Source organism: Leptolyngbya sp. AS-A5, assembly GCF_039962495.1.
Classification (GTDB): Bacteria; Cyanobacteriota; Cyanobacteriia; order Leptolyngbyales; family Leptolyngbyaceae; genus Leptolyngbya.
This window is the reverse complement of sequence record NZ_JAMPLL010000005.1, coordinates 15,331-38,514: the sequence shown is the minus strand read 5'-3', so window position 1 is coordinate 38,514 and position 23,184 is coordinate 15,331. Positions and strand designations below refer to the sequence as shown.

24 protein-coding genes and 1 pseudogene are annotated in these 23,184 nt (G+C 48.1%); 12 read left to right on the top strand and 13 right to left on the bottom strand.

Translation table 11 applies throughout. The annotated features are described in order from the left end of the window. Positions 1-190: 190 nt before the first annotated feature. Positions 191-889 carry a pirin family protein gene (locus tag NC980_RS08455; protein WP_190375414.1) on the top strand — a complete coding sequence of 233 codons (699 nt, stop codon included), beginning with the start codon at positions 191-193 and terminating at the stop codon, positions 887-889. 144 nt (positions 890-1,033) lie between these two features. On the opposite strand, the gene NC980_RS08450 is transcribed toward NC980_RS08455, so the two are convergent. Together NC980_RS08450 and NC980_RS08445 are read right to left on the bottom strand one after the other, a co-directional pair. Further along, complete coding sequence (locus NC980_RS08450) at positions 1,034-1,345, bottom strand: DUF3181 family protein (protein WP_190375413.1); 312 nt, start codon at positions 1,343-1,345, stop codon at positions 1,034-1,036. Positions 1,346-1,402: 57 nt separating this feature from the next. Next, positions 1,403-1,714, bottom strand: a complete 312-nt coding sequence (locus NC980_RS08445; RefSeq protein ID WP_190375412.1) for a 2TM domain-containing protein — start codon at positions 1,712-1,714, stop codon at positions 1,403-1,405. A gap of 192 nt (positions 1,715-1,906) precedes the next feature. Between NC980_RS08445 and NC980_RS08440 the strand changes: the two genes are divergently transcribed. Further along, positions 1,907-2,344, top strand: a complete 438-nt coding sequence (locus tag NC980_RS08440; RefSeq protein WP_190375411.1) for a response regulator — start codon at positions 1,907-1,909, stop codon at positions 2,342-2,344. Positions 2,345-2,414: 70 nt separating this feature from the next. Here the strand turns inward: NC980_RS08440 and NC980_RS08435 are convergent, their stop codons facing one another. From NC980_RS08435 to NC980_RS08425, 3 genes and pseudogenes are all read right to left on the bottom strand, one after another. Next, positions 2,415-3,245: a hypothetical protein gene (locus NC980_RS08435; RefSeq protein WP_190375410.1), complete on the bottom strand. Its 831-nt coding sequence runs from the start codon at positions 3,243-3,245 to the stop codon at positions 2,415-2,417. 229 nt (positions 3,246-3,474) lie between these two features. Next, a pseudogene (locus tag NC980_RS08430) lies at positions 3,475-3,720 on the bottom strand (type II toxin-antitoxin system HicA family toxin). Next, entirely contained in the window at positions 3,717-3,929 is a 213-nt protein-coding gene (locus NC980_RS08425; RefSeq protein ID WP_190375409.1) for a 2-oxoisovalerate dehydrogenase, read from the bottom strand. The pseudogene NC980_RS08430 and the gene NC980_RS08425 overlap by 4 nt, the downstream one beginning before the upstream one ends. On the opposite strand from NC980_RS08425, the gene NC980_RS08420 reads away from it, so the two are divergent. Beyond that, the gene (locus NC980_RS08420; RefSeq protein ID WP_206753802.1) at positions 3,904-4,209 is read left to right on the top strand and encodes a hypothetical protein; all 306 of its coding nucleotides are present in this window, start codon (positions 3,904-3,906) and stop codon (positions 4,207-4,209) included. The genes NC980_RS08425 and NC980_RS08420 overlap by 26 nt on opposite strands. A 21-nt stretch (positions 4,210-4,230) precedes the next feature. Here NC980_RS08420 and NC980_RS08415 read toward each other — a convergent pair whose 3' ends face one another. Continuing rightward, positions 4,231-4,374, bottom strand: a complete 144-nt coding sequence (locus NC980_RS08415; protein ID WP_190375408.1) for a hypothetical protein — start codon at positions 4,372-4,374, stop codon at positions 4,231-4,233. Between the two features lie 216 nt (positions 4,375-4,590). On the opposite strand from NC980_RS08415, the gene NC980_RS08410 reads away from it, so the two are divergent. Continuing rightward, positions 4,591-4,806, top strand: coding sequence for a hypothetical protein (locus tag NC980_RS08410; protein WP_190375407.1), 216 nt, complete (start codon positions 4,591-4,593; stop codon positions 4,804-4,806). A gap of 97 nt (positions 4,807-4,903) precedes the next feature. Continuing rightward, positions 4,904-6,541: a DNA mismatch repair endonuclease MutL gene (gene mutL / locus NC980_RS08405; RefSeq protein WP_190375406.1), complete on the top strand. Its 1,638-nt coding sequence runs from the start codon at positions 4,904-4,906 to the stop codon at positions 6,539-6,541. Here mutL and NC980_RS08400 read toward each other — a convergent pair whose 3' ends face one another. After that, positions 6,542-7,501 (bottom strand): aldo/keto reductase family protein, encoded by a 960-nt coding sequence (locus NC980_RS08400; protein WP_190375405.1) that lies wholly within the window; start codon positions 7,499-7,501, stop codon positions 6,542-6,544. A gap of 141 nt (positions 7,502-7,642) precedes the next feature. Here NC980_RS08400 and NC980_RS08395 point away from each other — a divergent pair, with 141 nt between their 5' ends. Further along, complete coding sequence (locus NC980_RS08395) at positions 7,643-7,894, top strand: hypothetical protein (RefSeq protein WP_190375404.1); 252 nt, start codon at positions 7,643-7,645, stop codon at positions 7,892-7,894. Between the two features lie 110 nt (positions 7,895-8,004). Here NC980_RS08395 and NC980_RS08390 read toward each other — a convergent pair whose 3' ends face one another. Together NC980_RS08390 and NC980_RS08385 are read right to left on the bottom strand one after the other, a co-directional pair. After that, positions 8,005-8,232, bottom strand: coding sequence for a hypothetical protein (locus tag NC980_RS08390; RefSeq protein ID WP_190375403.1), 228 nt, complete (start codon positions 8,230-8,232; stop codon positions 8,005-8,007). A 213-nt stretch (positions 8,233-8,445) separates the two neighbouring features. Beyond that, on the bottom strand, positions 8,446-11,349 hold the full coding sequence (locus NC980_RS08385) for a pentapeptide repeat-containing protein (RefSeq protein ID WP_190375402.1): 2,904 nt from the start codon (positions 11,347-11,349) through the stop codon (positions 8,446-8,448). A gap of 78 nt (positions 11,350-11,427) precedes the next feature. Here NC980_RS08385 and NC980_RS08380 point away from each other — a divergent pair, with 78 nt between their 5' ends. From NC980_RS08380 to frr, 4 genes are all read left to right on the top strand, one after another. After that, entirely contained in the window at positions 11,428-11,787 is a 360-nt protein-coding gene (locus NC980_RS08380) for a CU044_2847 family protein (protein WP_190375401.1), read from the top strand. Positions 11,788-12,129: 342 nt separating this feature from the next. Beyond that, complete coding sequence (locus tag NC980_RS08375; protein WP_190375400.1) at positions 12,130-13,020, top strand: alpha/beta fold hydrolase; 891 nt, start codon at positions 12,130-12,132, stop codon at positions 13,018-13,020. 201 nt (positions 13,021-13,221) lie between these two features. Continuing rightward, positions 13,222-13,950, top strand: a complete 729-nt coding sequence (gene pyrH, locus NC980_RS08370; RefSeq protein WP_190375399.1) for a UMP kinase — start codon at positions 13,222-13,224, stop codon at positions 13,948-13,950. After that, positions 13,937-14,485, top strand: a complete 549-nt coding sequence (frr, locus tag NC980_RS08365; protein WP_190375398.1) for a ribosome recycling factor — start codon at positions 13,937-13,939, stop codon at positions 14,483-14,485. The genes pyrH and frr overlap by 14 nt, the downstream gene beginning before the upstream one ends. Positions 14,486-14,638: 153 nt before the next feature. Here the strand turns inward: frr and NC980_RS08360 are convergent, their stop codons facing one another. Then, the gene (locus tag NC980_RS08360) at positions 14,639-15,670 is read right to left on the bottom strand and encodes a tetratricopeptide repeat protein (RefSeq protein WP_190375397.1); all 1,032 of its coding nucleotides are present in this window, start codon (positions 15,668-15,670) and stop codon (positions 14,639-14,641) included. Continuing rightward, positions 15,670-16,362: a sigma-70 family RNA polymerase sigma factor gene (locus NC980_RS08355; RefSeq protein ID WP_190375396.1), complete on the bottom strand. Its 693-nt coding sequence runs from the start codon at positions 16,360-16,362 to the stop codon at positions 15,670-15,672. The genes NC980_RS08360 and NC980_RS08355 overlap by 1 nt, the downstream gene beginning before the upstream one ends. 136 nt (positions 16,363-16,498) lie before the next feature. Between NC980_RS08355 and NC980_RS08350 the strand changes: the two genes are divergently transcribed. Further along, entirely contained in the window at positions 16,499-17,059 is a 561-nt protein-coding gene (locus NC980_RS08350; protein WP_242026540.1) for a glyoxalase-like domain protein, read from the top strand. 246 nt (positions 17,060-17,305) lie between these two features. Here NC980_RS08350 and NC980_RS08345 read toward each other — a convergent pair whose 3' ends face one another. Together NC980_RS08345 and NC980_RS08340 are read right to left on the bottom strand one after the other, a co-directional pair. After that, positions 17,306-20,857 (bottom strand): EAL domain-containing protein, encoded by a 3,552-nt coding sequence (locus NC980_RS08345; protein WP_190375395.1) that lies wholly within the window; start codon positions 20,855-20,857, stop codon positions 17,306-17,308. 218 nt (positions 20,858-21,075) lie between these two features. Then, positions 21,076-22,137, bottom strand: a complete 1,062-nt coding sequence (locus NC980_RS08340) for a hypothetical protein (protein WP_190375394.1) — start codon at positions 22,135-22,137, stop codon at positions 21,076-21,078. Positions 22,138-22,247: 110 nt separating this feature from the next. Between NC980_RS08340 and NC980_RS08335 the strand changes: the two genes are divergently transcribed. Continuing rightward, complete coding sequence (locus tag NC980_RS08335; RefSeq protein ID WP_190375393.1) at positions 22,248-23,168, top strand: metallophosphoesterase; 921 nt, start codon at positions 22,248-22,250, stop codon at positions 23,166-23,168. The last annotated feature ends 16 nt before the right edge of the window (positions 23,169-23,184 follow it).

Sequence of the window (23,184 nt, the reverse complement as noted above, 5' to 3'; positions counted from 1 at the left end):
GTATCCCTCGACTCAGGCAGTTGAGGGATTTTTGATGGAAGAGATGCTGTAGCGAGCATTCAGAGATTTGGGGTAAAGCTTCCAGGGCGATTCTAACTCGACTGTTTGCACTCAAACAATCTGTGTGTTATCCTAAATTCATACAGTTTGGATCCAAACAATTTAGGTAAAATAAATCTTAGAGGTCTCTATGCTGACGCTTCGCAAATCGAACGATCGTGGACACGTCAATCATGGCTGGCTGGATTCCTACCACACTTTCTCATTTGCGAACTATTACGATCCATCCCACATGGGATTTCGCAAACTGCGGGTGATTAATGAAGACCGCGTTGCAGGAGGGGGTGGCTTTGCTCCACATTCTCACCGAGATATGGAAATTATTACCTATGTGCTGGGAGGTGCATTAGAACACCAGGACAGCATGGGGAATCGCGAGGTCATTCGTCCGGGTGAAGTGCAGCGCATGACGGCTGGAACAGGAGTAACTCACAGCGAATACAATGCTTCTAAAACCGATCCGGTTCATCTTCTGCAAATCTGGGTGTTACCGGAGCGATCGGGCTTGGCCCCTGGATATGAGCAAAAGTTCTATCCTCCTGAAGAAAAGCGCGGACAACTGCGACTAATTGCCTCACGCGATGGGCGGAATGGTTCTGTAACCGTGCATCAAGATCTAAATTTGTACGCAGCGGTCTTAAGCAACGGTGAGAAATTGACACATCCAGTCGCGCCTGATCGCCATCTTTGGGTGCAAATTGCGCGGGGATCTGCGATCGTGAACGGCGAAGTTCTAACGGATGGAGACGCAGTAGCGATCGCAGCGGAACCGACGTTAGAGCTAATCGGACAAGAGGATGCCGAAATCCTAGTGTTTGATTTGGCTTAGTCGTTTGCAAAATCTTCTAAAAATGACGATCGCCCGAATTCGATTTGCCACTCATCGGGCGATCGTATATCTCTTGTAAAGCCAGCTCAGCGAACTATCTCTACGTTGTCGAATGCAGAGGTTGAATGCAGAGTCGTATCCCATCTACAAATTGCGCTGGAACTCCTCCAGAGTATCGATCAAATTCACCTGACACTGCATCGGCAGCAAATCGAGCAGCGGAACTTCTCGCTTCCCACCGCCTAACTTTACCGGGATGTTTTGAACGATCTTGAGGACTTCATCTTCTTGAATTGCCTTTCCACCAGAAATCAGGGGGAAAAGCCGCTCCGCTAAAAGGGTATGTAAATGAGCATCGTTGAGATAAAGATGCCATTTTGCGACATCAATATAGACAGATTCACCAATCTCGGCAGCTAATGCCTCGATCGTTTCTGAGGTACTAGAGGTAGCCATATGTTTATAATCGGGTTCAATTCTTTAACCGTACTAGGTTAAAGAGGCCGAAATCTCCTACCTCTTGGTTGATTTTGATGGTTTTTCTTTCGGTTTAAATCCGGTTGCTTTAGAAGTTGCAGGAATCGGTGTATCAGAATAGTCCGCGATCGCAAAAACATAAATCGCATGAGCTACCAATGCGGCAAACCAGCCGCTTGTAACCCAAATTGACCAATCCCAATCTGCCTGCTGAAGCGTTCGGAAAAACCAAATTCCCGAATTAGTCGCAGCAAATAAAGCAACATGGGTTGCAAAGGTCATACGATCGTCGAGTTGACGATAATCAGCATCTTTGCGATCGGGAACGCGAGACCAGCGAGGAGGCATAAGATTTCAAGATGAGTAGACAGACTTCTTCATTTTTGCACTTCCAACCCTAGACAAGAGCGCTCTTTTTGAAGTTTTCGAGAGGAATTTTTTGTAACGAATCCTTTCGACCCAAGTTTGGTAGGATATTCATGACTTTTAACTAAATTATGAATTTAGCCACCCCAAGGAGCTAATAGGGAAAGTTTGGATATGGTTGCTTCTCCCGGTTCTCTTAATTCAACCGCTATTCCGATTCATATTCTGCTAGTTGAGAACAACCCTGATGATGCAGTTCTCATTCGCCGCACGTTTCTTCGGGCGGGGAGAAATGATTGGAAGCTCGCACAGGTTGAACGGCTGGACGAAGCGATCGCCATCTGCAAAGAATATTACTCCCAAACCGGAAAAAATTTTGACGTGATTTTGCTGGATCTGCGGCTTCCCGATTCGTGCGGTCTAGAAACCGTTGTCAAATTTCGCCGAGCAGTCCCCGATATTCCTATCGTCGTCATTACTGGGGTACGTGACGACGATTTGGCAATCGCATCGATCCGGGCGGGTGTGCAGGACTACCTCAGCAAAGATGAGATTACCATTCAGCAGCTTTTGCGATCGGTGCGATTTGCGATCGAGCGAATGCGTCAATAAATTAGAGATGACATAACTCTTGGATAGCTCGAAGACTGCTTTCAACTTCGCTAACCGTTGGCAAGAGTTGCTAAGCCTGTAAAAGTTTCTGCCAGAGTTCAATCACTTCTTTTAGTTGAGCAGGTAACTCATTGTGCAATGGGTTTGCATACTCGATCTCTGTATTGCCGTCAGTGAGCTTGATTGTGTCAAAATCGGCTCCACGATCGGAAAAATAACGCAGTCGATTCAGGTGCTCGAATCGCTGTTGGCGCACTTGCTCTAGAAAGTTGTTCACCTGTTCACGAGTCAATCGCTTAACGATAACCGGAGTTGATCGAATGTTCGGGGCGATCGTTTGCCGAGTCACAATGCCTTCGGAGTTGAGCTTTGTAATCGTGGTGATGTTGGCAATGCCTCCCTCGGAGACAGATTGGAACACGATCGGTTCTTCAGGGTTGCTTGTCCCATCTTCTGGGGTGGTGAAGCCTAGCTGAAGCCTTGGTGACGGGTTTGTTAGGCTTGCGGTCTGATTCAGTCGCAGTTGGGAGCCATTTTGATTCGTGTGGTAGACCCAACTGCGTTGTTGTCCTGTGACGATGACTTGCCGACCGGGAAGCGCAATCATAGTACAAAAGGCGTTGGCTGCAGGCAATCCAAAACAGCCATTCCAGGTGCGGGCTTGTGCGGCTGAAATCTTCAGTTGTGAAGCTGGGATTCTAAAGGTTCTGGCGATCTCACGCTTGACTCGTCGCGCTACCGCAGCAGGCAGTTCATCAGAAGAATTTGCAGTCTCTTTGTCTGCGGTTGCTTGAATCTGTGCTGGAGTTTTAGCGCTGATTGAAGCTTGAGGTAAGGCTGCACTAAATAAAACTGTTCCTGCTAAGAGAACTGCTGAGTATCGTTGCAGTAGGGTTTTCATTGCATTTGTCCTAGATTGAGAGGGTGCGATCAGAGTGATCCGAGTGTCCTAATTCTGGCGGAGAGGTAAGAAGATCAGAGGAGCAGTTACAGAATTAGAAACCTATTCAAAGGACAAATGCAGCGATCGTGCTTTACGTAGTTGCATTATCGCTCTACGGTGAGCATTCGGGATTCGTTGCCTTTGGGTCTCGCGAACCGCCTTTGTTTAAGTAGCAAGTGCATTCAAATCATTTTTGAAATAGGTAAGTGATCAATTCGTCACAGCTTAAGCCTAAATGAGCGGCGACATCTCTCAAAATTGCAGAAAGGGTTCCGACTTTAAGCAGATTGTGGGCAGGAACTGTAATATGATGCTCTCCATTTCACTCTGTGGTTAACCGTGTATGGCTACCAGTTTGATGATCGATAGTGTCGTCGAACTGTTCAAGCAGCTTGGCAAGTTCTAAGCCAGAGAGGTCGCGAGGCAGTTTCACGAAGCAATGACCTCATCTCGCACGAAATGTAGGCGAATTAATTTTGGGCGGTCTTGCTCGTCTGGGAAGTGACATCGGACAGCATCGCGGATCTCTTCACGTAGGCGATCGACATCATCGGCTTCCGTAAAGATCGATTCGCCTAATGCACGGGCAGTATAGCCTCCTTCGGGTGCATCTTCGATGAGAAATACGATTTCGGTTGTCATGCGCGATCGCGCTTTTATCAGCAAGTTACTTATACAAGTTTGGCAAGTCTTGAAGCAGACGATCGCACTATTCATCCTGAACGGTGAGCATTCGGGATTCGATCGCGTTCCACACCTGCGGCGACACTCGCAAGGCGGCTTCTTTGCAGCGAATCATCAGTTGATTGGCATAGAGATAGTTGTTGATGAATCGATTTCTTCTGCGGACAGGTTAAGCCATTTAAGATCAAAATTAAGAGCATCGTACCAGGCTTGTTTACATCGCTCCTCAAAAGCGTAAAGTACATCGAATCGTAATTTCTTAGCTTGAATAGAGGCTTCCATTCTGCTTTTGGAGTTGTTTATCGATCGCTTGTCCGCTCTGTTTCCAAGCCGTATCGAGAACCAATGTTGTCAATTTCTTCAGCGCTTCTGTGGTCAGAATCAAGACAGGAGCGAAAACCATAAGAATTCAACCGACAATTGGAGGGACTTGTCTTATTGATACAGCGCGATCGTACTCCAACACGGATTGTTCAAAGAAATTACAGAAGTTCTGTGACTCAACAGCGAGTATTTTTAACTCATACCCAATCCCAATCAATTTGTTAATGCTACAGATCCTTCGCCCCCTAAATCCCCCATTCTGGGGGACTTTGGGAATTCACAATCCTTCTTTGGCTTGAAGTCCCCCACTCGTGGAGGATTTAGGGGGCTTGCAAGATCTGTAGCGATTAAAGATCAATTTGGTATCAGTCGCGAATATTCAGAACTCAATGGCGAGTATTCAGAACTCACTCGCGAGTATCTAGAACTCGATGACGAGTATTCAGAACTCACTCGCGAGTATCTAGAACTCAATGACGAGTATTCAGAACTCGATGACGAGTATTTTTAACTCAATAGCCAGTGTTTGAAACTCGACCACGAGTATTTTTAACTCGCTCACGAGACTTACGACTTCAAGCCCGACTTCATTTTTGTAAACTGAAGAAATGGGACATCAGATTCAACCACTACCGATCGAAGTTGTTCACCTCATTGCTGCCGGAGAAGTGATCGATTCTCTTGCCGCAGTCGTGCGCGAACTCGTCGAGAATGCCATTGATGCCGGAGCCACACGCATTACCGTTTCCGTTTGGGCTGACCAATGGCGCGTGCGAGTCGTGGACAATGGTGCAGGAATGAGCTTAGAGAATTTGCGCCAAGCTGCACAGCCACATAGTACCAGCAAAATTCGCGATCGCGCCGATCTGTGGCACATTCAAAGCTTAGGATTTCGGGGGGAAGCTTTGCATAGTCTGGCTCAACTCTCAAAGTTAGAAATTCTGAGTCGGACTGCGGATGATGCAGGTTGGCGGGTAACTTACACAACTGAAGGAGAAGTCGATCAAGTCGAATCGGTCGCGATCGCACCCGGAACGATTGTGATTGTCGATCGCTTATTTGAAACCTGGGAAGCTAGACGCGAAGGATTACCTTCTACCTCACAACAATTAAAAGCTGTTCAACAAACGATTTATCAAATTGCTTTAGCTCATCCACACATTACTTGGCAGGTCTATCAGAACGATCGACTATGGTTCAATCTTTGGGGCGGTCGTTCTGCAAAAGACTTGTTACCGCAACTGTTGAAAGATGTGCGAATTGATGATTTAACCGAGCTTCGATCAACTGCAATTTCTTTAGTGCTAGGATTGCCCGATCGCACACATCGATATCGCCCCGATTGGGTCAGAGTGGCGATTAATGGTCGATTTGTGCAATTTCCAGAACTAGAACAAACTATCTTAGGCGCATTTCGTAGAACATTACCCCGCGATCGACATCCAATCTGTCTTGTTCATCTGCAACTCAATCCCGAACACATCGACTGGAATCGCCACCCTGCTAAAGCCGAAGTTTACTTACACAATCTTGATGATTGGAAAGAGCGGATTAAAGCTGCGATCGCTCAAGCCCTCCGGATCAATCCTGAAACCGTTCCCGATAGTCTTTACACCTCACAAGTTAGCCAACTGATCAAAGCTGCTGAATCGGATGCAGGTTATCATGTCTCGCGTGAGATTCCTGCTGAACCTTCTACGCTATTTCCACTAAAAGCACTGACTCAAGTTCACAATCGCTACATTCTGGCAGAGCATTCTTCAGGAATGTGGTTGATTGAACAACACATTGCTCATGAGCGCATTCTGTTTGAAGAGATTAGCGATCGCTGGCAACTAATTCCGCTTGAGCCTGCGATCGTGCTGAATCAACTCTCCCTGTCGCAAGTCGAACAATTACAGCGCATTGGCATTGAAGTTGATCCATTCGGAGAGCAACTTTGGGCAGTACGATCGGCTCCTGAACTATTAACTCAACGCGAAGACTGTGCCGCCGCATTGATCGAACTTAGCTTAGGCGGAGATTTGCAGGCGGCTCAAGTGGCAGTTGCCTGTCGGAGTGCCATTCGCAATGGGGTGTCGTTGTCGATCGACCAGATGCAGAGTTTGATCGATCGCTGGCAGAAAACCCGAAATCCACGCACCTGTCCGCATGGTCGCCCGATTTATCTCTCGCTTGAAGAATCTAGCCTGGCGCGATTCTTCAAGCGACATTGGGTGATTGGAAAAAGCCACGGACTCGAATAACTATCGAGCGGCTGTAGAAGGTAAGGCTGGTTCAAGAATCCGATCGATCTCTTTCAGCACATCATCTGTCAAGTTCACATCAACCGCCGCCGCATTATCAACCACCTGCTCTGGACGACTCGCACCAATAATTGCACTGGTCACGCGCTGATCCCGCAATACCCAAGCTAAAGCAAGCTGTGCCATTGAAATGTTTAACTGTTGTGCGATCGGCTTTAAGTTCTGCACTGCGGTTAACACACGATCGTCGAGCAAATCGTTCATAAATCCGTTCATCTTGTCGTTTGCCGCGCGCGAATCTTGAGGAATGGCTTCACCCGGTTTGTACTTGCCTGTAAGCACTCCTTGAGCCAGCGGAGACCAAACGATCTGACCAATCCCATTCGCCGCGCACAACGGAAACACTTCAGCTTCAGGTTTGCGCCATAACATCGAATACTGAGGTTGACTCGACACAAACTTCTCAACATTCGGAAGGTTCAAAGCGGCTTGAATTTGCGATGGATTCCACTCACTAAAGCCAATATACCGAGCTTTTCCTTGCCGAACGACTTCCGTTAAAGCTTCCATTGTTTCCTCTAACGGCGTGTTCGTATCATAGCGATGACATTGATACAGATCGACGTAATCGGTTTTGAGTCGTTGAAGGGAAGCATCAATCTGTTTGCGAATTTGGGCGGCAGATAAGCCTCGATCGACATCGGACATCGGAAAGTAAACCTTCGTTGCCAGAATGTAGGAAGCGCGATCAATACCCTGCAATACTTCCCCTAATAGTGATTCTGCTGCACCCCGTCCATAGACATTCGCGGTATCGATGAAGTTAATCCCCACATCGAATGCTTGATGAATGCAGGCCTCAGCTTGTTGTCGTTCTACACCACCACTGTAAGTTAACCAAGAGCCTAAAATAATCTCTGAAGCGTTGAGATCACTGTTTCCTAACTTGCGATATTTCATCGTGATTTTTCCGTGATTAACTTACGATTTGAAGCAATTTGTCGATCTAGCCGAACCATCTTAGACAGCGATCGAGTCTTGCTCCTCTATCAGATGAGATAAGATTAAGCCAAGCTGATGCAGACCTCAGAGGGGAGAGTAATGTCGCCGATTAGAGATGAACTTCTCAAAATTCTAGAGACAGCGCCCGATCGTGCCATAGAGCAGACACTCCAATATTTGAAATCAATTCTGCCAAATCTTTCTTATGAGTCGGAGCCTGAAGACTCTTCTGTTTCGCTGAATCAATCGCGATCACAGTGGGTGGAGCAATTGCGCCAACGTCGAGCTAGGCTCTCAGTTAGGAGTGGACATCAAACTGTGATTGAGATGCGGCAAGAGGAGCGATTTTGAGCTATTTGGATACGAGCATTATTGTTCCAGCATATTGTACAGAGCCTCTGAGCGATCGCGTTGACGAAGTTTTGCTTCGAGAAGCTGAAGTGGGTAGATGACTCGTGAACTCATAGGATAAATGCAAGACCTTCTGGCATTTCGCCAACGTATTCGATCGAGGCTGAGCGTCCTTCTCTCAGTGGAAGTGCGTTGTATATGTCGTCTTGATTTGAAGAATGGGCTAAGACCTGACCTTGAATGATTCCCATCTGTTCATCAAGTTCGGCTTCTACGATGAGCAGCCACTCTCCTTGAAATCTTTGGGTCATTTGCTCCCAAGTTAGAATTTCAGACATTGCTCGAAATCTCACTCTGTTTGAGAAGTTCTAGCTTGAGTATACAGAGGTTTGATTGCCGTCTGCATTGAGTCGATCGCGAATCGGTTCTGTGAAGTTTTGAGCGATCACATACTTTAGGATGCAACAATAGCACGATTGATCGTGCTATTGTTGCATCTCTGCTTTGCTGTGTGGAAGAAAGAAGAATTTCTAATCGATTCGATGTGCTGCTCATTTTACGTTTTTAAGTTTTAATTGCTTTTTCAGCGCAAATGGAATGTTCGCGACGTTTTCCCAGCCTTTGATGCCCTGCCAGATTGTCTGACTGTTCCACTTGATATCTTCCAAATTAGGACACTCACGAAATGTCCGTGAATTTGAGGGGTCTATGAGTCTATATTTAAAACAAGTAAAACGCGCACCGCGCAAATTCGCACCGTGAAAGTTAGCACCGCGCAAATTCGCACTGCTAAAATTAGCACCACTCAACTTCGCCCGCAAATCCGCATCGGTCAGCACCGTTCTCCTAAGAAAAGCACCGCGCAAATTCGCACCGTGAAAGTCAGCACCGTTCAAATTCACACTCAAACTCGCACCGCTTAAATTCGCACTGCGCAAATTTGCACCGTTCAAACTCGCACTCAAACTCGCACCGCTTAAATTCGCACCGCTCAAATCCGTACTCAAACTCGCACCGCTCAAATTCGCATTCATAAGGTAAGCACCGCTCAAATTCGCGCTCAAATTTGCACCGCTCAAATTCGCATTCATAAGGTAAGCACCGCTCAAATTCGCATACTCAATGTCAGCACCGCTCAAATTCGCACGCTCAAGGTCAGCACCGCTCAAATTCGCATCCATAAGGTTGGCTTTTGCTAGCTTTGCTTGTCGGAGCGATCGACAATTCCCAAAGATCCGCTCTCTAAAATACGGAAACATTTGATTATGTTCTCTTTCTGCCCAACATCCTCCAGCAAGATTGTTAACTGCTGCTCTTTCCCCTAGATTGCCATCTGTAAGACGCTCAATTCGATCGTAATCCCGCTTCACCGTCTCCTCTCGCCAAAAAGACTCGGCTGGAATTCCTAAAACCATAGTTGGAACCAGCAATAATCCAGCTAACTGCGATCGTCGCCACCGCAAACTCTTCTGAATAAACGCCTTTGCTCCCAACACCGCTTCTGGCTTATCCTTCAGCAATCGTTTAGCATCCTTCAGCAGTCGCCCATCGAGCAGATATTGCCGTTTTCGATGCGTCTGCCATTCCCGCTTAGCATCCTCGATTTTATCGACTAGCCGTCGCGTCTTCCGATCGCTCTCCCGCCACCCGACAAACCGCTTCCAAGAAAGCATCAAAGCCTCATGGCTCAAATCAATCACATCTTGCCCATCAATCCGATCGCTCACCAACAAACGCCCATCGACTAGCGCAGTAATCACTAATGAGATCGCTTCTTTCTCCCCCGCATCCTTTCCCATCGCTAACAGGTCGATTTTGGCTTGTCTCTGACGAGTATCTTTCGTTCCTTCTCCCGTCCGCACCAACCGCAACAGCACTCGTTTTGCCCAGTTTTCCTGCTTCCGGGCTGCTAATTGTTTGTAGATCTCTTCGGCATGAGCATTGAGCGCCCCGGTCACGCCACCCAATTTTCGGTAGGCATCAAACGTTAATTCTGTCCCCGATCGCTGCTCCCACAACTGCTGTAAAGCAAATTCCAACAATGGCAGACAGTTCTCTTCTGCTTCCACATCCTGCAAAATCTTCGTCAATAGTTTGGGTTGCAGAGACATTCCCTGAATTTTTGCGGGATTGACGATCGCTGCTTCCAACTCCGCTTCTGCCATTCTGCTCAGTAAGACTTGATTGGTCTGGATTGCCTGTGTCAGTGCTGGATATGCCAAGCAAGCCTCGAAAAAGTCTGCTCTCATTGTGATCACAGCTTTGATTCGTCCCGATTCTGGTAGATTTAACAACAAATCGATAAATTTTGCCTGTTCAGCGGGATTGCGACACAGCGTAAAAATCTCCTCAAATTGATCGACAACGAGCAAGATCGGCTCATCTCCTGGAATTCGAGGATAAGCATCCGCAACCGGAGGGGCAATCACATCGCCCACATACAAACTAGAAATCTGCGATCGTAAGGTCTCTAACGGTTCCGTTCCTGGCTTGATCGGCTCCAACACCCGCCAGCCCAACTCTTCCAACCGAGGCATCAATCCCGCCCTTACCACCGAAGATTTCCCGCTCCCACTCGCCCCGATCAGCGGCACAAAGTTCGATCTCGACAACGCCGCCACCAAATCTTGCACCACGCGATCGCGCCCAAAGAAAAACTTTGCCGTCTCTGCTGTAAACGCCAACAATCCCTGATACGGATTCGTTTCATCAATCGGTTGAGGCGTGACAGGCTCGACCTGAAACCGCACCACTTCGATCGGGCGACCCACACTCAGCCGCACCGCTTCTTGTCCTGTCCCCTTCAATTGCTCATAGACAAACGAAAACAAGCGATCACCCGTCACCGCCTGCGTCTTCGGGTCAGCATTGTCTCGACTCAACCCTGCCAACACTGCTCCCGTAAACAAACTATGCTGATCCGATCGCTTCGCATAAGCCTGCTCAAAACTGCGACAAGCCGTAATCGCCAAATAATCTTTTTTCGAGAAACTGTTAAAGGTCTGCGCTAAAAGCTCTTTCTCTAACAAATATCCACTGTGACAGCAATCTAGCAGCAAGACCAAATTCCCCAGATCCGCCTCTCCTAGCACCGCATTCAAATCATTGAGCGACAATCCCTCTGCCTGCTGGGTCACTGCCTGCTCTCGATCGACACTCACGGTGCAATTTGAAGTAGCAAGGAACGCCTCCGTCTTCCCAAATCCCTTCTTCAATGGAAATGCGTGCCCCGTGTAATAAATCAGCGCTTCTTGCTTCTGTGCCTGCTCTAGCAATCGTTCAATTGCCTGTTCCAAATCTCGACGCTTAACTTGCCCCACAAGTCGCTGCACTTCAAACCCGCCATCACGCTGTAATACTTGCGCGATCGCTTCTGCATCTCCTCTGGTCTTACTCAACGATTTCAGCGGAGCCTGATTGCTATCGATGCCGATTACGAGTGCATACCGCGCCATAAAACCGGAGAAACAAACTGCGTATATTTTATACTTTCTAATGAAACTTAATCGCCTAGTCTAATTCGGAGAACTTTGATGTCAGAAATTCAACCCCTGCAAATCCGAGAAGAAAACGGCGAAACTTACACCATCTATGTTGCGGTCAAAGATGATGACGCTGATATTCTCCCTCCCTCCGAAGATTCCGATCGTGAAAGCTACGGCATTGATCTTCAAGCGGTCATGGTTGAAATGGTGGAAGTGCATCAAGCCATCCAGGCTTATACTCGTTATGCGATCGGTGCCTTCAAAAACTTCAGCACAGAACACATCGAGGAAGTTAACTTAAAGTTTGGCTTAAAAATTGGTGGTAAAACGGGCATTCCTTTTCTGGCTGAAGCAACGAGCGAAGGTAACTTTGAAATTGAGGTTAAATGCAAATTCCCGAATAAATAACCCGATTCGACTTCATTCGCAGCTAGAACCGTATCCGCTCTGCTTGTCGTTGCATTCGTTCAGCTTGTCGCCGTATCTGCTTTGCTTGTCATCGTATCGGTTTAACTTGTCATTACGATCGTTAAGCCGTTCTTGGTGAAAACCGCAGCATTCGCCACGAACATTACAACATTCATCGCAAACGTTACGACATTCGCCACAAACGTCGCAATTTTCTCAGTAAAACTACTTGCTGTCGCCTAATCTCTGCGGAAAATCCTGAGAAGAAGCTGATTCAGTGTTGCAAGGTAAGCGCAAACATCGTTTTACAATGATGTAGAAGCTGCACCTCTTGTATTGATAATGTTTGAAAGCTTTCTACCGCCCGAAGTCGCTCAACTCACTGAAGAGACCTCGATCGCGCTCGCTCGTCAAATTCGTCGATCGCCCATTCCCACTTCAATCAGTCCCGAACCGATCGAAACTGCATACGTGCATCAAGGCGCGGGTGGTACTCCGATTCTTTTACTTCATGGCTTCGATAGCTCAGTCTTTGAATTTCGTCGATTGTTACCGCAGCTTGCAGAGTATCATGACACTTGGATAGTTGATCTACTCGGATTTGGGTTTACCGATCGCCCCATCAATCTGCCCTTCAGCCCAGAAGCCATCAAAACGCATCTTTATGATTTTTGGAAAGCGAAGATTGATCAGCCTGTGATTTTAGTGGGTGCATCAATGGGCGGGGCGGCAGCGATCGATTTTGCTCTGACTTATCCCGATGCGGTTGCGAAATTAGTTCTACTGGACAGTGCAGGATTTGCGGCAGGGCCTGCAGTCGGTAAATTCCTCATTCCTCCGCTCGGCTATCTTGCCACCGAATTTCTCAGACGACCAAATGTGCGGCGCAGCGTCAGTCTGAAGGCTTATTATGATCCAGCCTTTGTCACCGCAGATGCCGAACTTTGTGCTGCTCTGCACTTGAAGCTTTCACGCTGGAATGAAGCCTTAATTGCCTTTACAAAGAGCGGCGGCTATAACTTCTTGAGCAATAAAATCTCTCAAATTACTTGTCCAACCTTGATTCTTTGGGGCGACTCAGATCAAATTTTAGGCACGAAAGACGCAACTCGGTTTGAAAGCGCGATCGTCAACAGCAAACTCATCTGGATCGAGCAGTGCGGTCACGTTCCCCACCTGGAAAAACCCGAACTCACAGCAAAATATATTCTTGAGTTTTCAACAATTTCATAAAACTTTCAAGCACTGTAGAATTTGCAACACATTGCATCAGCCACTCTGATCTGGAATTGCTAGAGTTTGAGCCATCACCTGAACAATCTAGTTTTTGCCTCAGTTTAGCGTGTCAAAAATTGCGACGCGATCGCCAAATAGGGTCACAAAATTCCGATCAACTGCTATCTTTAGTTGGAACAACTATCGACAAAAAAATACATGGGAGTCACGTATCGGCGGATTTTGCTGAAACTTAGCGGTGAAGCTCTAATGGGAGAGCTTTCCTACGGGATTGATCCTGCCGTCGTTCATGGCATTGCCGAAGAAGTGGCAGAATTGGTGCAGGAAGGAATTCAAGTCGCGATCGTCGTCGGCGGCGGAAATATTTTTCGAGGAATGAAGGGTGCAGCCGCAGGCATGGAACGCGCCACCGCTGACTATATCGGCATGATCGCCACGGTCATGAACGCCATGACGCTGCAAGATGCGCTAGAGCAGATCGGCATTCAAACACGAGTCCAAACCGCGATCGCAATGCAAGAAGTAGCGGAACCGTATATCCGTCGCCGCGCCATCCGGCATTTGGAAAAAGGAAGAGTCGTCGTTTTTGGGGCGGGTTCCGGCAATCCGTTCTTCACAACAGACACCACCGCCGCCCTGAGAGCCGCCGAAATCAACGCAGAAGTGCTGTTTAAAGCGACAAAAGTAGATGGAGTCTACGACTCTGATCCGGTTAAAAATCCCGCTGCCAAACGATACCAGAGTTTAACCTACTCGCACGTTTTAACGCAGGATTTGCAGGTCATGGACAGCACCGCGATCGCATTGTGTAAAGATAACGATATCCCCATTATCGTATTTGACTTGTCTGTGCGCGGAAATATTAAGCGGGCAGTCACAGGAGAATCTATCGGAACCATTGTCGGAGGTTTTTGTGAAGTTTGCTGACGTTGAAGACCACATGAAAAAGGCGATCGAGGCTGTTCGCCGCGATTTCAATACGATCCGGACAGGTCGCGCCAATGCGAGTCTGCTCGACAAAATTACCGTCGAGTATTACGGTGCAGAAACACCGCTCAGACAGTTGGCAAATATTTCCACCCCGGATTCAACCACGATTCAAATTCAGCCCTACGATCGCAGCAGCATGAGCGCGATCGAGAAGGCGATTTCGCTCTCAGACATCGGTTTAACGCCGAATAATGATGGCTCATCGATTCGGTTGAATATTCCACCGCTGACCAGCGATCGACGCAAAGAACTGGTCAAACTGGCAGCGAAGTATGCAGAAGCTGGAAAAGTTTCGATCCGTAACATCCGGCGGGATGGCGTGGATACGGTGAAGAAACAGGAAAAAGACAAGGAGGTTTCTGAAGACCAGTCTCGCGACACGCAGGAGAAAATTCAGAAGCTGACGGATAAATATATTGCTGAGGTGGAAAAGGTCTTGGCTGAGAAAGAAAAGGACATCATGACTGTCTAAGTCGGTGGATGTCATTGAATTGAAGACCTTCATCCCCTCTTGCGGAACTGGGCTAACGCCACGCTCCGCAAGAGGGCTGGGGTGAGGGCAGATTGGTGGTCTGATGGTTAATGCAGTTTGCCTACTTGCAGGCAGTTCAGAATTTTAAGATCATTACCATTTGAATTTACGCGATCGCAGTTGTCTCAATTGCTCTCCTAATTCTTTTTGCTCTTCAGCAGCATTGAGTCGTTGCGCGATCGAAAATGCCTGTTGATAGTAGGTTTCTGCTGTTGATAATTTGCCTGTTTGCCGCTGATGCTGCGCCATCATTTTCAGGGAAGCAAGCATTTGCCAAGTGTCGTTGCGCTCGGATGCCATTGCTAAACGTTGATTGAGCATTTCGACGAAGCGAGTTTCTTGTCCCATGCCGCGATACGCCAGCATCAGTCCGTCGAAGGCTCGAAATTGAGACGGTAAATCGCCGTTTTCTCGCGCTAGGGTCATGGCTCGATCGTGAGCGCTGAATGCAGATCGCGCATCGCCGATCGCCAAATAAGCTTCACCTAAATGATTCAGCGTGTTCGCGGCTCCGATCGGATCTTTCGCCTGATCGCGGAATCCTCGTGCTTGCTCAAGCAAGGCGATCGCGCCGCGATAATTTCCTTGAGCGTAAGTTGCTAATCCCAGATTGCTCAGCGATAAGCCTTGTCCGGGCCGATGTTTAATGGTCTGCGCCAGTCTCAACCCTTCTGCAAACGATCGTGCCGCCTCGCGGGTTTGTCCGCGCCGCAGAATCACTTGCCCCACGTTGTTATAGCCGTGAATCTGACGAATGGTGTTGCCCTCGTCTCGTGCCGTTGCTAAGCTGCGCCGAAACGCATTCTCCGCTTCATCCAGCCGTCCTAAACTGATGTAGGTCATGCCTAGCAGATCGTAAACGCGCCCCTGCGACGGCACTTCACCCGCTTGGTGATAAAGCTCGATCGCTTGCCGCCAGTTGGAGATCGCCTGCTCTAGTGTTCCGGCTTGCTGCGCCTGAATACCGGACTGAACCAAGCGATCGGCGGTTTGTCGGACTGTGCCTTGAGTACCGAACGCAGGATTCAGTTGGCGAGTCAAGTCTGAGGCAAAACTGGGCGCAATGAACGCTCCGCTAATCAGCAAATTGAGCGCAAGTGAGCAAACGAGGTTGAGATTCAACATTAGAAAAATTCGAGTTCTTCTAGGCTTTGATCGAGCGAATCAGCCGCCGACTCGGAAACTGACTCTTGCTCTCTAGCATTCCCACCTAGATAAATCGTTCTAATATCGTCGGGTAAAAGTTTTTCTAACGCTTGGTAGCCTTCCTGCAATCGCGCTTTCACTTCTTCGGGGTTAACTTCTTCGCCTTCTGCCTGCAAATATGCCGCAATTCGGGTTTCGCTCCAGTGAAACGTTTGCGCCATGACGACCATTAATCGCAGTGCAGGCGACATCTGTTCTAGTGACCGATCGAGATAACACCAAAACGGCGGAGAGCAAGCGCGAATGTCGTAATGGATTTCTTCGACTGCGGGTAGCTCTGCTTCATTAATGCCCGATGCAGTCACGGCTAAGAGCCAAGTTTGAAACGTTGCACCTTGACTAAAAGCGCGTAAATCGACTCCAGCCAGTTCATGAAAGACGTGCCGCCAGATGAGGGCCAGCAAGTATTCTGCTTGAACGGGCGATCGCGCTGATCGTGTAATCAGCGAATACACCAGCGGACTATAGCGACAAAATAGCGCCGTAAAAAACTGCCCTGAATCCGGGTAGCGCTGAAACAGCGTCAGCAATTCTTGATCGCTGTGATGAAACAGCGCTTTAACGATCGAATGATTTGCCTCTGGAAAAGTTGGAATCGTGACGGCTTTCATAGATCCTGCCTGAGTCGAGTTAACTACTATATACAGGCAATGGCGAAAACGGCGCATTTTTTTTGGTCGTTTATCTGAAAAACGCTGTGTTTTTCTAAAGCTTGCGGATGCCTCCGCTTTGGTATTGATAGAATGAATGGAACGTTTTCGGCAGCCCGTTGCTCTAGTCATTAAATCTATGGATAGCTTGTTTTCTACTCAAGGCATCATGATCATGTTGCTCGGTGCATATGCCGTTGCAATGTGGCTTTTCCTGACGAGCGCACCCAAAGTTCACACGGTCATGGTTTCCGATCTTGAAAGTGCCCGCGATTTTTATGGCGGAATGTTGAAACTGGCGGTGGCTGAGGTTCCGTTGCACTATTACTACAACTACGAACAGTCGCTGGGAACGGCAGGGATTAATCCGATGTATTTATCGGGTTCGATGGGTAGCACAACTGCGCGTGGCAATGGCAATGATGGACTGTGGTATCAGTTGAAGAAAAATACACAGCTTCATGTGATCTCGGGCGCGACCCTGGGCGAGAAAGATCGTCAGCGGCATGTGTGTTTCGATCGCAATTGTCTCGATCAAATTCTGTTGCGCGTTCAAGCTCGCGGCATTAAGCACAAAATTCGTCGCGAAAGACCGCTGAATTTTTTGGTAAAAGACTACTCTGGACAAGTGGTAGAGCTTGCAGAAGTGGTGAATTAGAGTTTAATTTTTCCAGAAGCGAGGAGTAAGGCGTGGTCTTGCTCCTTGTTTTTTTTTGCTCATTTGGCTTTGACATCCTCTCATACCAAATTGATTTTTGAGTGCTACAGATCTTGGAAGCCCCCCAAATCCCCCACGAGTGGGGGACTTCAAGCCAAATCTGTTTCGGATTCTCAAAGTCCCCCAGTATGGGGGATTTAGGGGGCGAAGGATCTGTCGTATCAACAAATTGATTCGGTATCACACCTATGCTAGATCGGCTCTATAGAAGCGCTGGCTTGATAAGAGCGTGGTGATCGCTTCTTGGCTTAAGGCTTTTGAGAATAATCGTCCTTGACCAAATTTGTAGCCCAGCTCTCGGAGTCTTTCGAGTTGCTGCTGGGTTTCGATGCCTTCCGCGATCGTGTTCAGTTCCAACTGATTGCTCAAAGCCACAATTGTTTCAACAATTTGACGATCGCGTTTGCCGGACTGAATCTGATGCACAAAGCAGCGATCGACCTTGAGATTATCAATTGGTAAACGATGGAGGTAGCTTAACGATGAGTACCCTGTGCCGAAATCATCAATACTAATTTGAATCCCTCGTTCTTTAATCTGGTCGAGCAACTGAATGGTAGACTCAGTATCCTCAATCAACATACTTTCAGTAATCTCTAAGGTCAGAGAATCGCCTTGCAGCCGTGTTTGAGCAAGAACACGATCGATCTCTTCGAGCAGATCCGATCGGCGTAAATCCAGAGCTGAAAGATTTACGCTCATCTTCATTCCAGAAACTTCAGGAAAAGTTGACTGCCATCTAGCAAGCTGATCACAAGCTGTCCGAAGTGCCCAATAGTCTAGCCGGGTAATCAGTCCTGTTTCTTCCGCAACTGCAATGAATTCTCCAGGGAGTTTCAAGCCCTGAGTCGGATGCTGCCAGCGAATCAGCGCTTCAAATCCAATCAAACAGCCTGTGTCCAGCGCAACAATCGGCTGATAGTGCAGCACAAATTCTTGATTGTCGATCGCTCGGCGCAGGTCGTTTTCTAAATCCAGATGCTTCAATGCACACGCAAGCATTGAAGCATTAAAGATTTCATACCGTCCCTTGCCATTGGTTTTTGCCCGATACATCGCAATATCAGCATCACGCAATAGGTCAGAAGCTTCAGCATACGCTTTCGTGCCTAGCACAATACCGATGCTAGCTGAGGTATAGACCTCTCGTTCTTCAATCAAGAGCGGAGTCTGTAGCGTGAAGAAGATTCGCTCGGCGACGTGAATCGCTTCTTGCATGTCCTGAATCTCATCGAGCAAGATGACAAATTCATCCCCCCCTAATCGAGCGACTAGATCAATGCAGCGGACTGTTGTTTGCAATTTTTGGGCGATCGCAATTAGCAATTGGTCGCCTGCCAAATGCCCCAAGCTATCGTTAATCACCTTGAAGCGATCGAGATCCAGAAATAGCACAGCAAAGCAATGATCCTGTAAACATCCCGCTCGATTGATCGCAAGTTCTAACCGCTCTATTAACAAATGGCGATTGGGTAATCCCGTTAGTGCATCATGTAAAGCATCATGTTTGAGCTGACTTTGAACTTGAATACGCTCTGTGACATCGCGAGAGGTGGTCTGGAGCTGAACAATTTCCCCTTTCGCGTTCACAATCGGCTTTGTCAACGTCTCAAACCAGATGTAGTGACCCGATTTCTGACGAATTCGATAGGTCACGGGCAGCGGTTTTCCATACACTGCCGGTATGTGAGCTTGTTTGTGGATGTAATCGCGATCGTCAGGATGAAAAAATGAATAAGGATCTTTTCCCAACATTTCGTCATATCGATACCCTAGAAGCCCTTCGCAAGACGGACTGACATAGCAGTATCTTCCCTGCAAGTCGTGAAGACAAACCAAATCGTTCATATTCTCGGCTAATAACCGATAGCGGGTTTCGCTCTCTCGCAATGCCTCTTCCGCCAATTTGCGATCGCTAATATCAACAATCAACCCATCCCAAAGCACGTCGCCATTGGATTGTCGAGTGGGGCGTGCAACTCCCTGTAACCATTTCAATGTTCCCGCAGGAGTAATCACGCGATATTGACATTGCCAAGTTTGCAGGCTTTCGTAAGACACTGCAACAGAAGCATGCAGTTGTTCTGCATCATCAGGATGCGTTAATCCCCACACAACCGTTGGATCTTGCAGTGCTGCATCAAATTCAAAGCCATAGACATCGCGAAAACCAGAACTAATGTAAGTGAATTGATCAGAACCATCGGGTCGGAGGCGATAACCATAGAGAATTCCAGGCACATTGTCTGCCATCTTTTGAAATCGGCTTTCACTTTCCCGAAGTGCAGTTTCTATGCGGCGGCGCTCTTCTAGTTCCTGTTGTACCTGCTGATAAAGATTGGCTTGCTGAATTGCAACTTCTAGCTGGTTTGCAACGGACTGAGCGAGTTCAAGCTGATCGTCTTGCCAGACGAGGGATTGTTGGGTTGTCGCGATCGTAAAACTACCCCAAATTCTTCCGTCAATCACCAGGGGAATCAGTAACCGTGCTCCGGGCAAACATCGAACATTTTCCTGGTTAATCGCGTCCTCCAGACAGGATGTATCTTCAACTCGGACTTGCTGCAATTGCTTGAGTTGCTCTGCAAACGGATTTCCCGCATCGGCAATTTCTAACCCGATCATGGCTGGGGCGCTCGGATCATGATGAAATTCCGCAACATACTTCCAAATTTCTTGCTCTGGTAGGTACTGCACCACAAAGCAATCGAGATTTTTCAACAGCAGAGCCGTTTCTTTAGTGGCAGTCGCAAAAATGGTGTCTAAGTCTAACGAGTTACGGATTGCCTGAAATACTCGATTTAATGCCTGTTCGCGGAGGATTTTTTCTTGTAGTGCAGTAACGTCACGTCCCACCGATTGAATTTCGATCAGTTGTCCCTGCTGATCAAAAATCCCCAAATCTAGCCACTGCGTCCAGCCTGTTTGATCATTTGCACGAACGTCTTGATTAATACTTTCAAAGATCGGATGATTTGGGCTAAGCGTAGCAATCTTGCAATGAAGTTTTTCTAAGTCATGTTGGGGAACAAAGCTACTCCACTTTGTCCCAACAATTTGATCTAGAGTACGACCTAGCGCATGACAGAGCGCATCATTGGCAAAGGTAATCGTGGTATCTGGCAGCGATCGTAAAATTAAGTCTGTTTGCGCCTGTACTAACTGGCGGTAGCGGTATTCACTAACTAACAGCGTATTTTCCACGACCTGCTGCTCTAGTTCGCGGCGTTTGCGTTCAGCCTCACTGCGCTTTCTCTCGCTGATATCTTGAAACGTTGCGATCGCGTACCTCACCTGTCCCTGCTGATCCAGCATTGGTGTCGCCCAAACTTCCAGAGGAATTACACGGTCAGCATGGTGAATTTCTATGTCATCCACCCAAACGACTTCGCCCTTTAAGGCGCGATGATTGGGTAAAGCATCCACTGGGTAAAGCTGCTGAGTTCCTTGCTGATACAGTTGAAATGTTTCAGAGAGTCGTTCGGAATGCACTTGGGCTGCGTAATGCACCCCTAGCAATGAGCGTCCAGCCTGATTGATATAGACGACTTTCCCAACGGAATTATGCACAGTAATCCCGATCGGCGTAGCATCTAGAAACTGAATTAGACGAGGTTCGTCTCCGGATACGGTTGCGCCTGCAATCAGAGACTCGACTAAGAGCTTGACAGACTCTGGTGTTTTTTCCCAGTCCTCTGGCGAGACTTGCTCACAGGGGAAGGGTTGCTGTTTTGCCATCACCCCAGCACCTTAGATTTGATAAAGAGATTGATAAAGCGATTGTCTAAGAGTTTACCCGCCTCCCAGATCTATTCTTAGTTTTTGTTGATTGAAAAATAGCATGACTGTAGAGATGTGATCGATCGCGTCGCTACCAACAATTCCGCCATGATCGATTCTGTGCAACGTTCACCAATCAACGTTCATCAATCAAATGAGTATGACATTTAAGAGAGCTAAGAGAGCGCAGCTTTGCGTTTGAGGATGATCATTGTTTCGCCGACGATCGGAGGACGCGCTAGTAGAGATCCTTGAGCATCAGTAATTTCAAGTCTAGGCAAGTCGAAGGTCTGGGATCGTGCCCAGAGTTCGTTGGCAAATTGATCCTGCTGCTCTGCACTAAAGCGATACCAATCTTCGGAGACGCGCACCTTGATCTGGGCGCGATCGATTTGCGGTTCAACTCCCATTACCAAACCCCCAATGAACCGATCGCTAATTTCCATGATTTGAGATTGAATTGCGGCAACTTGTTTTTGTTCTGGGGTGAGTTCTGGTTCTGGAGAAGTTGAAATCGGTTCTGCGACTGATTCAGGCTGGGATGCTGCTTCGACCATTGGTTCTTCGACAATTGGTTCAGGAACAAATAGTTCAGGGGCTGGTTCAGAGATCGGTTCAATTGTCGAAGGTTCTACCGGAGCCTCGGCAACAGAGACTTCAGCAGGCTCAACCTCCTCTATAACTGGGACTGCAGCGATAACTGGGACTTCAGCAGGTTCAATCACCTCTACTGGAGTCGAAACAATCTCAGGAGCCGCTTCGGGAGTAGTGAGATTGGTCGGGAATTGAGTCGGTTGAACTGGAACCGTCACAGGTGGGCGACTGGCAACTTGAACGGGTTGTGGAGGTTTCGAGGCAAAGAGCGAAGACGTGAACCAAAATAAAACGACGATCGCCCCTGCGACAATGCCGCTCAACGCTCGATCGCCCAATTTTCCGGTCAGAGTTGCAGGCAGACGATCGCGAATCACAGTCAGCAATTTTCTCCAAACAGGCAAGAATCGTTCTGCCGCGATCGTCAAGCCCGTCGCAATTTTCACCAGTAGCGGATTGAGTTCGTTAGCCGCTTCGACGCGATCGGCAGCGCTCTCTAGAATCCGGCTCGTTGATCGGAGTGTCCCGATCGTTCTCGTTTTCAGCGTCGTCAGGATCTTGCGGGCGGTGGCTTGAGAGTGTGGCAAACTGGACTGGGATTCTGTCAGTGAGTTTGTAGGGGAATTTGCATCTGGGTGTGACATGGATGTGATCTCCTCGACAAATGAAATCCGTTAGCGTCCGGTAGAGTGAAAACCAGTTGAACTTTCAATCTATCATCTGTCGATCGCACTGTTGTTTAGAACTAGCCGATATGAGTCTAAAGCGTCGTCAACTTCTGGTTTTAGGAGGATTAGGTAGCCTCGGTCTTGTGGTTGCCGGAAAAACCTTGAGTCGTTCCCCTGAACCGTCTTCTGGCATGGCTCAAACCGTGGCTGAGCCGCCCAAGCCCTCTGCTAATGAACTGATGCTGCGCTTTGTTGCCATAGCAGATTCAGGGGCAGGCGATCGCAACCAGTTTGCCTCAGCAGATGCGATGGCAGCCTATCACCGCAAAAATCCCTATTCGCTGGTCACTCTAGCAGGCGACAACATTTACGACAGTGGCGAAATGGAGCGGATTGGCGTTGCCTTTGAGCAACCTTACGCCCCGCTCCTGAAGCAAAATGTCCGCTTCCGCGCCTGCTTGGGAAATCATGACATCCGTACCGAAAACGGCGATCCGCAAGTTCGTTATGCCGGGTTCAACATGAACGGACGTTACTATACTTACCGCGAAAAAGATGTCCAGTTCTTTGTGCTCGATACTAACGGTAACGCCGATTGGAAAGACCAGATTGCTTGGCTCGATGCTGAGTTGGGGCGCAGTTCTGCACCCTGGAAAGTTGTTTATGGGCATCATCCGATTTATTCGTCGGGCGTGTACGGCACCGATCCAGTCATGATTCAGAGGTTCGCCCCGCTATTCAAGAAACATCAAGTCCAGCTTTATATCAATGGACATGAACATCATTACGAGAGATCGACCTCGATCGACGGCACAACCTATTTAGTGACCGGAATTGGTGGCGCACATTTACGCCGCGTTGGACGCTCGAAGACGACAGAGTACGCTGTGTCTCGCTATGGATTCAGCGCGATCGAAGTTTATCCCGATCGTCTCCAGATCGAAGGGATTGGCACAGATGGACTGGTGTTCGATCGTGGAATCGTCGCCAGAGCCGCCACTGTATGATCTCAAATCTCTAAAT

Excerpts from the sequence above, each read along its gene's own strand:
- NC980_RS08435 (WP_190375410.1), bottom strand. The coding sequence starts at position 3,245 with ATGAAAACCCTACTGCAACGATACTCAGCAGTTCTCTTAGCAGGAACA.
- NC980_RS08355 (WP_190375396.1), bottom strand. The coding sequence starts at position 16,362 with ATGAAAGCCGTCACGATTCCAACTTTTCCAGAGGCAAATCATTCGATC.
- NC980_RS08445 (WP_190375412.1), bottom strand. The coding sequence starts at position 1,714 with ATGCCTCCTCGCTGGTCTCGCGTTCCCGATCGCAAAGATGCTGATTAT.
- NC980_RS08350 (WP_242026540.1), top strand. The coding sequence starts at position 16,499 with ATGGAACGTTTTCGGCAGCCCGTTGCTCTAGTCATTAAATCTATGGAT.
- NC980_RS08395 (WP_190375404.1), top strand. The coding sequence starts at position 7,643 with ATGTCGCCGATTAGAGATGAACTTCTCAAAATTCTAGAGACAGCGCCC.
- NC980_RS08335 (WP_190375393.1), top strand. The coding sequence starts at position 22,248 with ATGAGTCTAAAGCGTCGTCAACTTCTGGTTTTAGGAGGATTAGGTAGC.
- NC980_RS08380 (WP_190375401.1), top strand. The coding sequence starts at position 11,428 with ATGTCAGAAATTCAACCCCTGCAAATCCGAGAAGAAAACGGCGAAACT.
- NC980_RS08415 (WP_190375408.1), bottom strand. The coding sequence starts at position 4,374 with ATGGTTTTCGCTCCTGTCTTGATTCTGACCACAGAAGCGCTGAAGAAA.
- NC980_RS08360 (WP_190375397.1), bottom strand. The coding sequence starts at position 15,670 with ATGTTGAATCTCAACCTCGTTTGCTCACTTGCGCTCAATTTGCTGATT.
- NC980_RS08420 (WP_206753802.1), top strand. The coding sequence starts at position 3,904 with ATGAGAAATACGATTTCGGTTGTCATGCGCGATCGCGCTTTTATCAGC.
- NC980_RS08440 (WP_190375411.1), top strand. The coding sequence starts at position 1,907 with ATGGTTGCTTCTCCCGGTTCTCTTAATTCAACCGCTATTCCGATTCAT.
- NC980_RS08345 (WP_190375395.1), bottom strand. The coding sequence starts at position 20,857 with ATGGCAAAACAGCAACCCTTCCCCTGTGAGCAAGTCTCGCCAGAGGAC.
- NC980_RS08450 (WP_190375413.1), bottom strand. The coding sequence starts at position 1,345 with ATGGCTACCTCTAGTACCTCAGAAACGATCGAGGCATTAGCTGCCGAG.
- NC980_RS08340 (WP_190375394.1), bottom strand. The coding sequence starts at position 22,137 with ATGTCACACCCAGATGCAAATTCCCCTACAAACTCACTGACAGAATCC.
- NC980_RS08385 (WP_190375402.1), bottom strand. The coding sequence starts at position 11,349 with ATGGCGCGGTATGCACTCGTAATCGGCATCGATAGCAATCAGGCTCCG.
- NC980_RS08455 (WP_190375414.1), top strand. The coding sequence starts at position 191 with ATGCTGACGCTTCGCAAATCGAACGATCGTGGACACGTCAATCATGGC.
- mutL (WP_190375406.1), top strand. The coding sequence starts at position 4,904 with ATGGGACATCAGATTCAACCACTACCGATCGAAGTTGTTCACCTCATT.
- NC980_RS08400 (WP_190375405.1), bottom strand. The coding sequence starts at position 7,501 with ATGAAATATCGCAAGTTAGGAAACAGTGATCTCAACGCTTCAGAGATT.
- NC980_RS08425 (WP_190375409.1), bottom strand. The coding sequence starts at position 3,929 with ATGACAACCGAAATCGTATTTCTCATCGAAGATGCACCCGAAGGAGGC.
- pyrH (WP_190375399.1), top strand. The coding sequence starts at position 13,222 with ATGGGAGTCACGTATCGGCGGATTTTGCTGAAACTTAGCGGTGAAGCT.
- NC980_RS08390 (WP_190375403.1), bottom strand. The coding sequence starts at position 8,232 with ATGTCTGAAATTCTAACTTGGGAGCAAATGACCCAAAGATTTCAAGGA.
- NC980_RS08375 (WP_190375400.1), top strand. The coding sequence starts at position 12,130 with ATGTTTGAAAGCTTTCTACCGCCCGAAGTCGCTCAACTCACTGAAGAG.